Source organism: Rhizobium sp. WYCCWR 11146, from assembly GCF_013591995.1.
GTDB lineage: Bacteria > Pseudomonadota > Alphaproteobacteria > Rhizobiales > Rhizobiaceae > Rhizobium > Rhizobium indicum.
The window spans coordinates 111,353-125,791 of the sequence record NZ_JACCEY010000011.1; the positions used below are offsets into that span (position 1 = coordinate 111,353).

The window sequence follows — 14,439 nt, forward strand, 5'->3', positions numbered from 1 at the left end:
CTCCTCACGCTTGCGGTGGCTGTCCGGAGCTTCGTGCCCCGGACAGCCAGCACAAAGGTCTATTCCTCGATGCCTTTGGTGCCCCGCCGCTTCAGATACTTGTCCCAGTAGAAATCGTCGGCATTGGCTGCCGTGACGATAGACAGGCCGTTGTCGACGAACGGAATGCTCATCGGGTTGAAGCCAACGCGCTTGGCGTCGTTCATCGGGTCGATGAGTTCTGGATGCTTGGCAAGCCACAGGAGCATGAAGCCCATGTAACCCTGCATGCCCTGGTTGGGGTTGATCGAGCCGAACACTTCGCCCGCCTTGATCATGTCGAGGATGTTGGCGTTGACGTCGGCGCACATCACGAGGATCTTGCCGCCGCTTTCCTTGTTGGCCTGCGAAGCGCCGATGGCCGAATTCGCTTCCGGCATGAAGACGGCGCCAATGTTCGGATGTGCCTGCACCAGGCTCATCAGGCCCTGATAGGCCTTGTTCGGGTCCTGGTTGGACGCAGCGCGGCCGACCAGCTTCATATCAGGATATTTTTCCTCCATACGGGCGATGAAGGCGGCGATACGCTTGTCGTGGTTGTCCTGGCCCGGATTTTCCAGAACGGCATATTCACCCTTGCCACCCATCTTTTCGGCAATCGCGTCGGCCGCATAGGTGCCTTCGCGGGTATTGTCCGAGGTGACGAACGAGATGCGCTTGGAGAGCGGCGCATCGGCTGCGAAGGTCACGACCGCCGTGCCCTGGTCGATCGCCCGGTTGATCGGCTCGATGAACGGGTCGGAGTTCATCGGGTGAACGAGAATACCGGCCGGGTTCTGGGCCAGCGCCTGGTCGAAAGTGGCGATCTGCTTGTTGACGTCATATTCCGGCGTGCCGGTATAGGCAGTCTCGCAACCGAGCTGCTGACCGGCCTGCTTGAACATTTCATAGACCGGGAACCAATATTCGACGCCCGATACCATGACGTTCATGACGTATTTTTCACCGGGCTTGCAGCGGAACGGATTTTCCGTGTCCGCGCTGGCCATGCCGGCATAAAGCGTCGATGCGAGAACCGCCAATGCGGTCGTGCTTAGAAATTTGCGCAAGTTTCCTCCTCGAGGCCGAAGCCCCTCCCAAATATCCGGCGGCGCCTCAGCAGCTGCCGATGATCCATTGAAGACCGGAGTTCCTCCTCGAAGTCCGGTATGGGCAGATAATCGCAACGGCAGAGCGCTGTCAATATAATTCATGCTATGAAATATATTTCAACACTATCCACCCGTGTGGCGGTCGATGCCTGCCTGCAAGCGCTCAAAGGTTAATACCGGTCGTCATAGCGACTGGCGATGTCGTCCTGCTCCGCAAACGACCCAGCCGGAGCACTTCCGCTTTCCCCGCGCCATGGAAACGCTTTATCTTTTTTGGTTTTGTGCAATTTCGGGCGCAAGACCGCTGCGCACTTTGCTGGATGCTCTACAGCCGATTGGCGCGCAACAAGGTGTCACGAGACAAATATCCCGCAAGCGTCCCATTCGCGGCTCTAACGTGCAGACCCGGCATCTCACCGGAGAGGATAAGCGCCAAGGCGTCGTGAACCGTGGCGTCAGCGTCGATCTCGGCATCGCCGTTCGACGGTTCCGGCGCGGTCATGATCATCGATACGGCAATCAAGCTCAGCCTTTTTATGGCTCGGTCGGGGCCGAGGAAACTCTCGACGAATTCATTGACGGGACGAGCGAGGATTTCCTGCGGGGTATCATATTGAAGAAGGCGGCCATCCCGCATGATGGCGATGCGATCACCCATCTTGATCGCCTCATCGAGATCATGGGTGACGATGACGACGGTCTTCTTCACCTTCCTGAGAATATCGCGGAATTCGTCCTGAAGCCGAACGCGGGTGATCGGATCGATCGCGCCGAATGGTTCGTCCATCAGCATAATGGCAGGGTCGGCGGCGAGCGCACGCGCGAAACCGACGCGCTGACGCTGCCCGCCCGACAATTCGTGTGGCAGGCGCTGCCGCATGATGGCCGGATCAAGTCCGACGAGATCCAACAGTTCGTCGACCCGGCGATCACTGCGCGCCTTTTCCCAACCGAGAAGCCGCGGCACGGTCGCGACATTGCGCGCGATTGACATATGCGGAAACAGACCGACTTGCTGGATGACATAGCCGATGCTGCGGCGCAGCTCTTTCTGATCGACCCGGGCGATATCTCTGCCATCGACCAGCACACGTCCCGTCGTGGGTGTTTCCAACTGATTGATCATGCGCATGGTCGTGGTCTTGCCGCAGCCTGAAGGGCCGATCAGGGCAACCGTCGTACCGGTCTCGATCAGAAGATCGAGATTGTCGACCGCATGCGAGCCGCTTCCGCCGTAATTCTTCGTAACATGGTCGAGATGAATCATCCTGATATCCGCTTTCGGCCGCTTAGCGCCGTTGAGTGAAGACGCGCTCCAGTGCGCCGAACGCCAGTTCCGCAAAGATCGCGAGCAACGCGATCGGGACCGCTCCGACGAGAAGGCGCGGCATGTTCATGATCGCAATGCCGGCATTAATGAAATCGCCAAGCCCGCCACCGCCGATGAAGGAGGCCAGCGCCGCCCCGCCGATGACCTGGATGGCACTCGTCCTGACGCCTGACAGAATCGACGGAACGGCCAGAGGAAGTTCGATCTCCCACAGCATCTGCCCGCCGCTCATGCCCATTCCATCGGCCGCATCGATCACCGAAGCGTCGATCTCGCGGATGCCGATGATCGTGCTCAACAGCAGTGGCGGCACGGCAAGGACGATGAGGGCGACCACCGACGGCAACAATCCGATGCCGAGAAAGGGCATCGCCGCCGACAGGATCGCAAGGCTCGGTATGGAGCGCAAGGCGCCGGCAATATTGACCACTGCAAAGGCGGCGCGCGGTGCCCGTGCAACGGCAAATCCGAGTGGCACGGCAATGACGAAAGCGATGCCGAGCGATAGGACGCACATCAGAAGATGGCGATTGAAAGCGTTGAAGAAGGTACCGGAGTTGTTGAAGATCCAGCTGAATGCATCGATAACGATCATGCTGCTTTACCTCCACTGCGCCGGCGCAGCAGCTTTTCGAACGATGCAAAGCAGTAGTCGGCAAAGAGCGCCAGAAATGACGTCAGCAGCCCGCCCGCGATGATCTTTTCGGGAAACCGCTGGTCGATCCCTTCGAAAATGATGACGCCGAGCCCGCCGGCATTGATATAGGCGGCAACGGTCGCGATGCCGATGACCGTCACCATGGCAATGCGGATACCGCCGACGATATAGGGCATCGCCAGCGGCAGCTCGACTTCCCAGATCCGGCGCGCGGTGCCGTAGCCCATGCCATCGGCAGCTTCGAGTATGTCACGCGGAATTGCCTGAAACCCCATGCCGATATTGCGGATCAGGATCATCAGCGAGTAGGCGGCAAGACCGGTAATGGCGGGTGCCGCCCCAATCCCCATGACAGGAATGAGAAGCGCAAACAGCGCCAGGCTCGGCACGGCGAACAGGATACCGGTGAAGATGATGATAACCGCAAAGCTCCGCGGCCGCCTTGCCGCCCATATCCCGACGATCAGCGAGATCACCAGGGCAATGCCGACCGAGGAAAAAACGAGATACAGGTGCTCCAACAGCGCTTCGAATAGCCGGTCGAGGTGTTTAGGGACCCATTTCATTGTCGAGACCTCCGCGTCCGGGCGCTCGTTCGCCTGTCTACCATGAGATCCCCAATCTGCGATCGGCGTCGTCGGCTCTCTGCGACAGGACATCGTAGGCCGACGGAGCGACCGACGAAAATCGCCTGAGGCCGAGCCGTTCCAAAGCCGCCGCTCCCTCAGGCGTTTCATGCAACGTCACGAGGCTCCGCTGTAACGCTGTGGCGATGTCTGCGGGTAATGTTTGCGCGGCAACCAACAGCGGCGCGGGAAGCGGATCGGTCGTCGCCAAAATGCGAAGGCCATCGATCGCGTCGCGTTCGTGCATCGACAACAATTGGAAGGCATAAGCGTCGATCGCGCCCGCATCGATCCTGCCATCCTTGAGGGCTGCGACGATGCCTGAGGGATTGAGCAGTGGTCCGACCGTCGTGCTCTGCTTCATCGTGCCCGCAAATCGGCCGGCAAGGTAGGAGCGCGCCGCGTGGTAGCCCGATTGGGAATCGCGCACGGTCCAGCCCCAGCGTGCCGCAGCGAGATCCGCCACCGCGTTCACCGGCCCGGTGGAGGCGACGAGGATGTGGCTGGCATAGAACGGCTGGTCCAAAGACCATGCTTCGCTCGAAACGGGTGCAGCAAGGGCAGCCGGTCGTAAGCCCTCAGGCATGTGCGAAAACGGATAGCCGCACATAAAGACCAGACCCATGTCCGGCCTCGCCCATAGCTCCGACAGCGGCGCCGGTGCTGCATGAGCGATGATCTCGAGCTCGATGCCGGAATGCACGCTGACCAGCGCAAACAATGTATCCCACAGGCCGCGAATGCGCGGACTGAGATTGTACATTCTCGAACAGGCGATTGGCTTGCACATGACCATGGCAACTATGCGAACCGCAGGCGCTGGCCGATATTCATCTCCCTGGCCTTCGCCACCATGGCGGCGCCGAGCGCCACGTCGGTTGTGCTGAGGCCGCGATGCCAGAAGAGGATCGTCTCCTCGTCGCTCTCGCGGCCGGGTTTCATGCCGCAGACGATCTGGCCGATTTCGGCATGCAGGTTCTCGACCGTCACCTTGCCCTCATCGACGTGACGGCGAAGTGCTCCGAACGGCTTGCCGGGGCCGCATTGTCCCCAATCGTCGACGACGACCTTGTCCATGATATCGGTGAGATCGAATTCAAGCGCGCTCATCGTGCCATAGGGCACGACGAAGGCCCCCTTCTTCACCCATTCCGTCTTGAACAGCGGCGCCGGTTCCGGCAGGCGGCTGGCCTCGACCATGATATCGGCGCCCTTGAGGCAATCCTGCCAATTGTCGGTGACGATGATCCTCTTGCCGAGATCCGCCTCAAGACGCTTTGCGAAGGCATCACGGCTTTCCGGGCGGCGCGAATGCACGCGGATTTCATCGAAATCGAAGAGATGGTCGAGAAGCCGGACATTCCAGTAAGAGGTTCCGCGAGCACCGATATGGCCGAGAATCTTGCTGTCCTTGCGGGCGAGATACTTTGCGCCAAGGGCGGTCACGGCGCCGGTGCGCATGTCGGTGATAGCAGTTGCGTCGATGATGGCCTTCGGCACGCCCGTGTTCGGGTCGAACAGGTTGAGAACCGCAAGCTCCGAGGGCAGATCGACCTTGTAGTTGTCGACGAAGTCGCCGACGACTTTGACGCCGGCATAGTTCAGCGCTTTGACATAGCCGCGAAGCACGTTGAAATGGCCTTTGTCGGAGCTCTCCGGCACAAGATGAACACGCGGCTCGATGACGGTTTCGCCCCTGCCCTGCGCATCCAGCGCTTTCGACACCGCATCGAGAATCTCGTCATTCGTCAGCGCCAGCGCCTTGGCATCGAGGGCGTTGAGATAATCGATCCAGATTTCCTGCATTTCCCGCTTCTCCACATTCCTGTCCGGCTGCTGAACGGACGGATTTTCGAACAGTCACCCTAAAGAGATCGCCACGCCAGATCGCGGCCGGATCGATACCCGGCCGCGGGCGTGACAATCATTTCGGCAGCAGGCCGTTTTCCTTGAGGAATTCGACCGCCACGTCCTTGGCTTCCTCGTGATCGGTCTCGACCTTGGCATTGAGGACCCGCATTTTCTCGTTATCGAGATGGGTGCCGACCGCTTCCAGCAGTTCGGCAACCTTCGGATTGGCCTTCAGCACGTCCTGGCGGACAACCGGGGCCACGTAGTAGGGCGGAAACAGACCCTTGTCGTCTGCCAACGGCACGAGGTTCTTCGAGCCGATCTGCCAGTCGGTCGCGGCGCCATTGGCGACGTCAATGTCCTTTTGTTCCAGCGCGTCATAACGAAGGCCAAGCTTGGCAAACTGCTTGAACTCCTTGAACTCGGCGTCGTAGACACGCTTCAGGCCGGGCAGGCCATCGGCGCGGTCCGGAAATTCAGCGCCGCCGCCGAAGACCAGGGTCTTCGAAACCTTGGCGAGGTCCGACAGGCTTTTCAGATTGTTGGCCTGCGCCGTTTCCTGCCGGACCACGATGACATAGCCATTGTTGATGCCGCTCGGCTTCAGCCAGGTGAGGTTGAACTGCTTGGCGTAGAAATCCTTGACCTGCGTGTAGACCTTCTCGGCATCGGTCGACATCTCACCCTTGACGACGGAAGCGAGCGCCGTGCCGGTATATTCCGGATAGAGATCGATCTCGCCGGCCACCAATGCCTGGTGAGCAATCAGCGTGCCGCCGAGATTGATCTTGCGCTCGACGGTGATGCCGGCATTTTCCAAAACGGCGGCATACATTTCGGCGAGGATAAACTGCTCGGTGAAATTCTTGCTGCCGACCTTGATGGTCTCTGCGGATGCAGGCTGGAACATGGCGGCTGCCATGATGCCGGCTGCAAAAATGCCTTTTGTCCAATTTTTCATAGTCATTCCCTCTTGTTGACTTTTCAATGAACGAACCGACGGCATTCCCCGGAATAACCGTCGGCATGACCGGTCGGCGCCCTGCCCTTCTTGCCGGGGCAGTGGCGAACCGGCTTATTGCGGGCCGAGCCCGATCAATGCGGCAATCGTCGCAAAATCCGGCCCTTGCGCGCGATCCTCTTCAAGCGCCGGGACGTGGTTGCGCACGAAAGCATAGGCTTGCGCCGATCCCTTGCCCAATTCGCCCGAGACGCCTCTGAGTTCGACGGCCTGTACCGATGCGATCAGTTCAATGGCGACCAGATAGCGCAGGCGCTCGACGATTGCCTGCGCCTTTGCCAAAACACTCGGAGCCATCGATGCCTGGTCTTCGACGCCATCGGCGACAGGAATGGGCGAAAGCGAAACCGGCATGGCCAGATGGCGGATTTCGGCCTCCATGGCAGAGACGGTCTTTTGCACGGTCGCAAAACCGGTACGGCTCTGGCCCATCGGGGTCAGAAAGCGTGGCAGGTCGGACATAGCAGGCGACATGATCTTCATGATCCGATAGGCGGTGCCTGCCGCACAATGTGCCATCGCCTGCCCCAGCCTTTCCCAGGCGAGCACAAACGCGGTCATGTCAAAATTGCCGTGTGAAAGAATGACGCCTTCGGATGCGATCACAACAGGATTGTCGCTGGAACTGACGAGCTCAATCTCAGTCGCCTGCCTTGCCTCATCGATCGCATGCCTCAACGCGCCCCAGACCTGCGGTGTGCAGCGGTAGCTCAAAGGATCCTGGAGACGCCTTGCTGCATCGGCGGCAAGCAAGGAGCTGCCCGAAAGAAGCTCCATCAGCTGAGCCGCGACGCGGCGCTGCCCAAAGGCCGGTCTTGCAGCCAGAGCGCGGTCGTCGAAGGCACTGACATTAGCCCGGAATGCTTCGAAATTAACGGCAATCGCCTTCAGGGACCAATCGAAGAGCTGCTCGATATCCACAAGCGTCAAGCAGGCGAGGCCGATGGAGAGGCTGTTGGCCACAACAAGCGCATGCCCGTCCTTCGGCGCGAATTCGAGAGGCTTCAGGCCGGCCCTTTCAAGGGCGATGGCGGCCGGCAGCACGTCGCCGCCAAGCTCGATCTCACCGAAGCCGAGAAGCGCCCGGCTCATATGGGCAAGCGGAGCCAAATCCGCCGCACCGATCGAGCCCAGTGAGGGGACGACAGGATGGACACCGGCATTGATGGCGGCAATCAGACCCTGGAAGACTTTCAGCGAAACGCCGGAACCGCCCGCTGCCATGCCGGCGGCCCTGACGGCCATCATCGCCCGCACGGATTCCTGTGCTAGCGGTTGTCCGACACCGACCGCGCGGGCTTGCGGCACACGCATCTGGAACGCCACCAGATCTTCCGTTGCAAGTCGTGTATCGACCCCCGCTCCAAGTCCCGTCGTCAGGCCATAGACCGGCAGATCGCTTTCCGTATAACGGTCGACGACGGCGCGTGCGGCCACAATTCGGGCCTCGACCTCGGCTGATACCTCGATCCTTGCTTGACGACGGGCAATTGCTGCGATGTCCTCGATCGTCGGCGGCGCCGCACTGAAGATGATCGACGGAGAATTGGTAGCGCTCACTGTTTCTCTCCGAGAATGGCGACGGGCCTGGAGGGACCCTTGGTGGACCGTGCTTCCAGCCGATATTGCGCGCCGGGATAGTATAACAGCGCGCAGGTCACGACGGCCTCGCCTGACCAGGTTCTTCGAAAGACGCGCAGGCAAGGGTGATCATTCCTGAGGCCCAGATATTTGCGTATCGTCGTATCCGGTTTGACGGCCTGGACGATATGTTCGAACGCCGTTATCGGCGCCACTTTCGTCAGATATTCGTGCGGCGTCATGCTGCGGAAGTCGGTCGAGAGATAGTCGGGCGCGACCAGGGGATTGACATAGCGTTCCTCGACCTGAATGGGCCGGTCGTTTTCCATGTGCACGATCAGCGAATGCATCACTTCAGCGCCGAGGATGAGTTCGAGCGCATCGGCGACGTTGGCATCCGCCTTCATCAAGCCGGCCGCGACGACAGCTGCCTGATGCTTGTGACCCCGTTCCAGTATTTCGTCGGCTATGTTGCGGATCTGAAGCAGATCGACGTCGAGGTGCTTGGGTGAAACGAAGGTTCCGACCCCGGCGGATCGCTTGAGAACACCCTCGAACATCAACTCCCGCAGCGCCCGGTTCGCCGTCATGCGGCTGACGCCGAATGCCGCCACCAATTCGCTCTCAGAGGATACCCGGTCTCCCGGCTGCAGCTTGCCCTCGGCGATCTCGGCCAGGATCTGCTCCTTGATCCTGATATAATGGCGCGCCTCGCCGGCGGCCGGTTTGACCGCTTTCGTCATGACAACCTCGCCATGCCATTGTCGAGGATGGTCGCGCCGCGAGAAGCAGCGAGGCCTCGGAAGCGAATCTCGGCATCGTTCCGCCACATCTGCACGGTGATCGTTTCGCCTGGAAAGATCGGCGCGCTGAAACGCGCCGCGATGGCGCTCAAGCCGCTGGCCATGCTTGGATCGATAGCAGCGACAATGGCGTAGCCCGCATAACCGAAGCTGCAGAGCCCATGCAGGATCGGCCGGTCAAAGCCACTTTTGCCGGCTTCCTGCGGGTCGACGTGCAGCGGATTGAGATCGCCGTTCAGGCGATAGAGCAGTGCGGCGTTGTCAGGGATGTCGATATTGAATTCAAGGTCCGGCTCTCTGTCCGGGACTTTCGGCAACGGTTCGGGCGCAGATCCCGCCGAGCCGCATCCACCGTCGCCGCGGCACGCATTCGTCTGAACGATGGTCGCGATCGGCTCATCACCGTCCACGGTTGCGATCAAGCGCTCGAAGCTGACGAACATTCCTTTCTCAACGCCGCGGTCGATCACCGACAGGACGCGCGAGCGGGAGATGAGCGGCACATCGAGGGGGACCGGCCGATGGATCGTCAGGCGATGTTCGGAATGCACCAGACGCGCCCAGTCGACGCCTGTGTCCTTCATCCATGGCCCCGGATGCGCCACGATATTGGCAAGGGTCGGCACGGTCACGAGATCGCGTTCATAGACGTAGTTCAATGCTTTTTCGTCGAGCGCGTTGGTGCCGTAGCCAACCGACAGGGCGTAAAGGATGGCATCCCTTGCGGTGACCACATGTGTTGCCTGCGGCACCGGAAAATCGAGGATGGATTGGGCCGATAGCGTCACGAAGCGGCTCCCCCGGATGCTACGGGTTTGCGAACGCCACCGGACAGGCGGATGCCGCCGTCAACGGAAAGCAATTCGCCGGTGACGAAGTCTGCCCCCTGAACAAGCCAGACAATCGCGCCGGCAACGTCTTCCGGTGTCGCAACCCGACCGAGCGGCGCGGTTTCCGAAAATCGCTTGGCAATGGCTCCATAGGCATCCGGCCCGAGCGTGTCGCGCATCCAGCGCGTATCGATGATGCCGGGACAAACCGCGTTCACGCGGATATCGGGACCGCAGGTGCGGGCCAAAGCCAAAGTCAGCGCATTGAGCGCGCCCTTGGAAGCCGTATAGGCAAGCGAGCTGCCGCCACCGGTAAAGGCAACGTTGGATGAGACATTGACGATCGCACCGCCGCCGCTGTCCCGCATCGCAGGCACCGCCGCCCGGCACATCTGATAGGCGCCGATGACGTTGACGCCGAAAACGTTCTGGAAATCTTCGGCCGACAGCGTCTCCAGATCGAAAGGATCGGATTTGACCGTCATTGCGGCATTGTTCACCAAGGCGTCGAGCCGCCCCCATCGATTGACGGCAGTCGCGACCATCCGGCGGCAAGCCGCGTCGTCGGCAACGTCGGCCTGGACGATCTCGACCTCCGCGCCCAGACTGCGGCAGATATCGCCGGTCTCATCGGCCTCTTTTTTGCTGCGGCTGTAGTTGATGACCACCCGGGCGCCGCCCTCGGCGAATTGCTTCACGCATGCAGCCCCGACGCCCGTTGCCGAGCCCGTGACGATGATGGCGGATCCATCGATTTTCATGGGGCAAAGTCCTTCATGGCATGGGTCGAAAACAGGCGCACATCCATCTGCTTCAGCTGGTCCGACACCGCGATGCCCTTCGGCAGGCGGTCGAGAACATGGGCGGCAAGATCGATGCCGGGGGCAAACTCCGTCAGCGTCAAGCATCCGCCGATCACCCGAAAAACCGCCCGCTCAGTAACGACGAGCTGTGACTGTCCCTCCGGCGCAAAGGCCGGGCTCGAACTGATCTGGTCGACAGCCTCGACGATCTTGCAAAGGCGGCCGTCCTGGATGATGTCGAGCCTGCCGTCGGCAACCGCAATTTGCGCGCCGCCAGCCGAAAACGCGCCGAGATAGACAACATGCTTGGCCGTCTGCGAGATATTGGTGAATCCACCGACCCCGACGATGGAATTATTGAAGCGGCTGACATTGACCGCCCCATGCCGATCCACCTCTGCCATGCCGAGGAAGGCGATATCCAGGCCGCCGCCGTCGTAAAAGTCAAACTGCGATGCCTGTGGGACGATGGCAGTCGGATTGACGGCGGCGCCGAAGGACAGCTCCTCGGCCGGCACGCCGCCGATGACGCCGGATTCGATCGTCACCGTATAATCGTCGAATCCCTCTTCGCTGGCGATGCGGCCGATCCCGGCGGCAATGCCGATGCCGAGATTGATCGTCGGGCGGTTCAGCGGCGCCAGTTCCAGGAAGGCACGTCGCTGAATAATCTTATCGACCGACAGCGGCGCCGGCTGCAGGCGGCTCGCCGCCATCCGGACGCGTCCGGTATAGGCGATATTATCCGTCTCGGCGAAACTGATGCCGTGCAGGGCCGGATCCTCGCAGACGACCACATAATCGACCAACGCCGCCGGGATACGAACGTCATTGGGCTGCAGCGAGCCGCGCTCGGCAATCCGCTTGACCTGCACGACGACGATGCCACCGGAGTTTCGGCCCGCCTGCGCCATGGCGAGCACGTCGAGCGGGAAGGCCTCATCCTCGAGGGTGATGTTACCGTCTTCGTCGGCCGTCGTTCCGCGCAAGAGCACGCAGTCGAGCGGCATCGACGGATAAAGCAGCCATTCCTTGCCGCGCAACGACACACGCTCGACAAGCGGACGCAGTGTCGTCGCATTCATGCGGCCGCCGCCATGAAGCGGATCCATAAAAGAGCCAAGCCCGATATGGGTAACCACGCCAGGCTGACCGGCGGCAATCGCCCGATAGAGCTGCGCGATGACGCCCTGCGGCCAGCAATGCGCTTCGATCTTTTCCTCGATCGCAAGCTTTCCAAGGCGCGGCGTTCCGCGCCATCCCCCGGCAATCACGCAGGCGACCAGGCCTTCATAACCGAAGTGCCCCATGCCGCGCGTCTGACGATCGCCCGTGCTGGCAGCAAACAGAAGTGTCAGGTTGCGGGGTTTTCCAGAGGCGAGGAAACGCTCCTCGACAGCGGCCGTGATGGCCTCGGGATGGCAGCATCCTCCAAAACCCGAAGCTGCGACAGTCATCCCGTCTTCGAGCAGATCCGCAGCTTGCTGTGAAGAGATTACCCGCATGACGATCTTTGCTTCCGTCTGACCTGTATATACAGGCTAGCCGCTGATCGTTTGGAAGGCAACCGGAATCTTTGCAAGTATTTTGGGCACATCACCTCGATCAGACGATATTCAGCAGCCCGATCAGGCAAAGCCCTAGAGCCCCCAACGCCAGCAGCGACAGCGCAGCCGCTGCGAGGACACGACCGCCGGTATGAGCGACGGATCTGACATCGACGGAGAGGCCCAAAGCGGCCATGGCGGTGACGGTGAAGGCGGCAGAGACAGTCGCCATCCCGGGCAGCAGCGGCGCCGGGATCGCGTCGAGGGAACGAAGCGTCGCCATGGCTGCAAAACCGAGGATGAACCATGGGAGAACATGGCGGAGATTGACTGGCGAACCGCCAGGACGGCGGCCATGAACTGCGCCGAGCACGAGGATGACGGGTCCGAGCATCATCACGCGGATCAGTTTGACGAGCGTGCCCACCTGGGTGCTGACGGCTCCGGCAGAGGCCGTGGCCGCCAAGACCTGCGGGACGGCATAGGCTGTCACTCCTGCGAAAACGCCATATTGTACAGCGCTGAGACCAAAGAGCAGGTGAAGAAGCGGCAGCGTCAGCACTGCACCGATGCCGAGCAGCGCAGTAAAGGCTATCGACGCCGCGATATCGTCGGGTTTGGCGCCGATCACCGGCGCTGCGGCGGCAATTGCAGAATTGCCGCAGATCGAGTTGCCGCAAGCAACCAACGTCGCCAGGCTGGCCGACAGCCCGAAGAGCCGCCCGATAACAAAGCTGCCGACCAAAGACAGAGCAACCAGAACGGCAATTCCACCGACAAGCGGCAGTCCGGCCTGCCTGATGGCAGCCGTGCTGAGCGAGGCGCCGAGCAACACGACCGCAATCTCGAGCAGTGTCTTGGCGGCGAATTGTATGCCGGGAATGAAGGTCTGCGGCAAGCAGACTGAGGAGCGCACGGCAATGCCGAACAGAATGGCGAGCACGAGGCTCTCGATCCAATGCGCGCCAAAAACCATCATCTGCAGCTGTTCAACGAAATAGGCAGAGAGCGTGACTGCTGCACACAGGACGAGTCCCGGTAGGACGGCAGGAAGCGACAGGGAACGTGAGGCGGAAACGAGCATCGGCAAGACCTTGCGGAGGACTGCAATCTCCCACACTCAATTGTCGACTTCCATTGAATAGTTTAGTATGGTTCATTCGCTAAAATCGAACGATTGAATCAATGACGTTTGAACAGCTTTCCATTTTCGTCGCGGTTGCGGAACGCGAGCATCTGACCAAGGCCGCCTTTGCGATCGGGCTGACGCCATCGGCCGTCAGCTCGGCTATCCGCAATCTCGAGACTTCCTATGGTGTCGAGCTTTTCCATCGCGTCGGACGCCGTATAGAGCTGACATATGAAGGACGGGTGTTTCTGGGGGAGGCTAGAGCGACGCTGGCGCGCGCAAAGGCCGCAGCGCTCGTCCTGTCCGATCTCGGCGGCTTGCAAAAGGGTGAACTGGTCGTTTTTGCGAGCCAGACGATCGCAAGCTACTGGCTGCCGGCGATGCTGATGCGTTTCAAGATCCGCTACCCGGGCATTGACCTGAAGCTGATGATTGGCAATACGACCACGGCGGCGAAAGCGGTTCTCGATGGATTGGCCGAAGTCGGTTTCGTCGAAGGCAGCGTTGATGAGCCGGCGCTGCATGTTCAGCCGCTTGCCGAGGACGAACTCCTTGTCGTCGTCGGTCCGCGCCATCCCTGGGCGCGTGGCAAACCAATTGCACCGGCAGAGCTGGTTTCGGGCACAAAATGGGTCATGCGGGAAAAGGGGTCCGGAACCCGGTCGGCTTTCGAGGCGGCGATTTCCAATCTCGGCATAGTCCCCGCAGATCTGGCTGTCGCGCTTGAGCTGCCGTCGAACGAGGCGGTCATATCGGCAGCAAGAGAGGGCCTCTGCGCGACAGTCGTTTCGGGAGCCGTGGCCGCGCCGCTCTTGACGCAAGGCCTGCTGGTAAAGGCGCGCTTCCCTCTGCCGTCCCGCCAATTTGCGATCCTGCGGCATAAACAAAGGCACTCCAGTCGAGCCTCGCTGGCGCTGGAAACGATTTGCCGCGAGGATAAAGCTGCCGAAGTCCAGAATTGGGATGATTGGGCGCTCTAGACCTGACCGCCACGCTCACTGCCATCGTCAACGGCCATAAGCAGTGCCAGATTGAGGATCTCTTGCCGTGGAATTGCCCCTCAGGATGATACGTGCCTAAAGGCTCCCGTCGGCCCGTAGCGGTCGTCGCCATCATTGAATTCAAGGCGA

The 14,439-nt window shown here is 60.7% G+C and carries 14 protein-coding genes; 1 reads left to right on the top strand and 13 read right to left on the bottom strand.

All coding sequences use genetic code 11. The annotated features are described in order from the left end of the window. Positions 1–59: 59 nt before the first annotated feature. From HX899_RS07110 to HX899_RS07170, 13 genes are all read right to left on the bottom strand, one after another. Complete coding sequence (locus HX899_RS07110; protein WP_138388831.1) at positions 60–1,088, bottom strand: substrate-binding domain-containing protein; 1,029 nt, start codon at positions 1,086–1,088, stop codon at positions 60–62. A gap of 367 nt (positions 1,089–1,455) precedes the next feature. Continuing rightward, positions 1,456–2,397, bottom strand: coding sequence for an ABC transporter ATP-binding protein (locus HX899_RS07115; RefSeq protein WP_138388830.1), 942 nt, complete (start codon positions 2,395–2,397; stop codon positions 1,456–1,458). Positions 2,398–2,419: 22 nt separating this feature from the next. Further along, positions 2,420–3,055, bottom strand: coding sequence for an ABC transporter permease (locus HX899_RS07120; protein ID WP_029871235.1), 636 nt, complete (start codon positions 3,053–3,055; stop codon positions 2,420–2,422). Next, positions 3,052–3,684 (bottom strand): ABC transporter permease, encoded by a 633-nt coding sequence (locus tag HX899_RS07125; RefSeq protein ID WP_065283107.1) that lies wholly within the window; start codon positions 3,682–3,684, stop codon positions 3,052–3,054. The genes HX899_RS07120 and HX899_RS07125 overlap by 4 nt, the downstream gene beginning before the upstream one ends. A 37-nt stretch (positions 3,685–3,721) precedes the next feature. Further along, positions 3,722–4,540 (bottom strand): phosphate/phosphite/phosphonate ABC transporter substrate-binding protein, encoded by an 819-nt coding sequence (locus tag HX899_RS07130; protein WP_171600427.1) that lies wholly within the window; start codon positions 4,538–4,540, stop codon positions 3,722–3,724. A 5-nt stretch (positions 4,541–4,545) separates the two neighbouring features. After that, positions 4,546–5,550, bottom strand: coding sequence for an ornithine cyclodeaminase family protein (locus HX899_RS07135; RefSeq protein ID WP_171600428.1), 1,005 nt, complete (start codon positions 5,548–5,550; stop codon positions 4,546–4,548). A 118-nt stretch (positions 5,551–5,668) separates the two neighbouring features. Next, a complete protein-coding gene (locus HX899_RS07140) occupies positions 5,669–6,556 on the bottom strand; it encodes a glycine betaine ABC transporter substrate-binding protein (RefSeq protein WP_032990827.1) in 888 nt (295 codons plus the stop codon). Between the two features lie 114 nt (positions 6,557–6,670). Further along, the gene (hutH, locus tag HX899_RS07145) at positions 6,671–8,176 is read right to left on the bottom strand and encodes a histidine ammonia-lyase (protein WP_181291990.1); all 1,506 of its coding nucleotides are present in this window, start codon (positions 8,174–8,176) and stop codon (positions 6,671–6,673) included. Further along, positions 8,173–8,940 carry a histidine utilization repressor gene (gene hutC, locus HX899_RS07150; protein ID WP_181291991.1) on the bottom strand — a complete coding sequence of 256 codons (768 nt, stop codon included), beginning with the start codon at positions 8,938–8,940 and terminating at the stop codon, positions 8,173–8,175. Before hutC ends, hutH begins: the two co-directional genes overlap by 4 nt. Beyond that, positions 8,937–9,788, bottom strand: coding sequence for a MaoC family dehydratase (locus HX899_RS35560; protein WP_181291992.1), 852 nt, complete (start codon positions 9,786–9,788; stop codon positions 8,937–8,939). Before HX899_RS35560 ends, hutC begins: the two co-directional genes overlap by 4 nt. Next, positions 9,785–10,591 carry an SDR family NAD(P)-dependent oxidoreductase gene (locus HX899_RS07160; protein ID WP_138332768.1) on the bottom strand — a complete coding sequence of 269 codons (807 nt, stop codon included), beginning with the start codon at positions 10,589–10,591 and terminating at the stop codon, positions 9,785–9,787. Before HX899_RS07160 ends, HX899_RS35560 begins: the two co-directional genes overlap by 4 nt. Further along, on the bottom strand, positions 10,588–12,138 hold the full coding sequence (locus HX899_RS07165; protein WP_181291993.1) for an acyl CoA:acetate/3-ketoacid CoA transferase: 1,551 nt from the start codon (positions 12,136–12,138) through the stop codon (positions 10,588–10,590). Before HX899_RS07165 ends, HX899_RS07160 begins: the two co-directional genes overlap by 4 nt. A 100-nt stretch (positions 12,139–12,238) precedes the next feature. Then, the gene (locus tag HX899_RS07170) at positions 12,239–13,300 is read right to left on the bottom strand and encodes a putative sulfate exporter family transporter (RefSeq protein ID WP_181291994.1); all 1,062 of its coding nucleotides are present in this window, start codon (positions 13,298–13,300) and stop codon (positions 12,239–12,241) included. Positions 13,301–13,365: 65 nt separating this feature from the next. Here HX899_RS07170 and HX899_RS07175 point away from each other — a divergent pair, with 65 nt between their 5' ends. Then, complete coding sequence (locus HX899_RS07175) at positions 13,366–14,289, top strand: LysR family transcriptional regulator (protein ID WP_029871245.1); 924 nt, start codon at positions 13,366–13,368, stop codon at positions 14,287–14,289. Positions 14,290–14,439 lie beyond the last annotated feature (150 nt).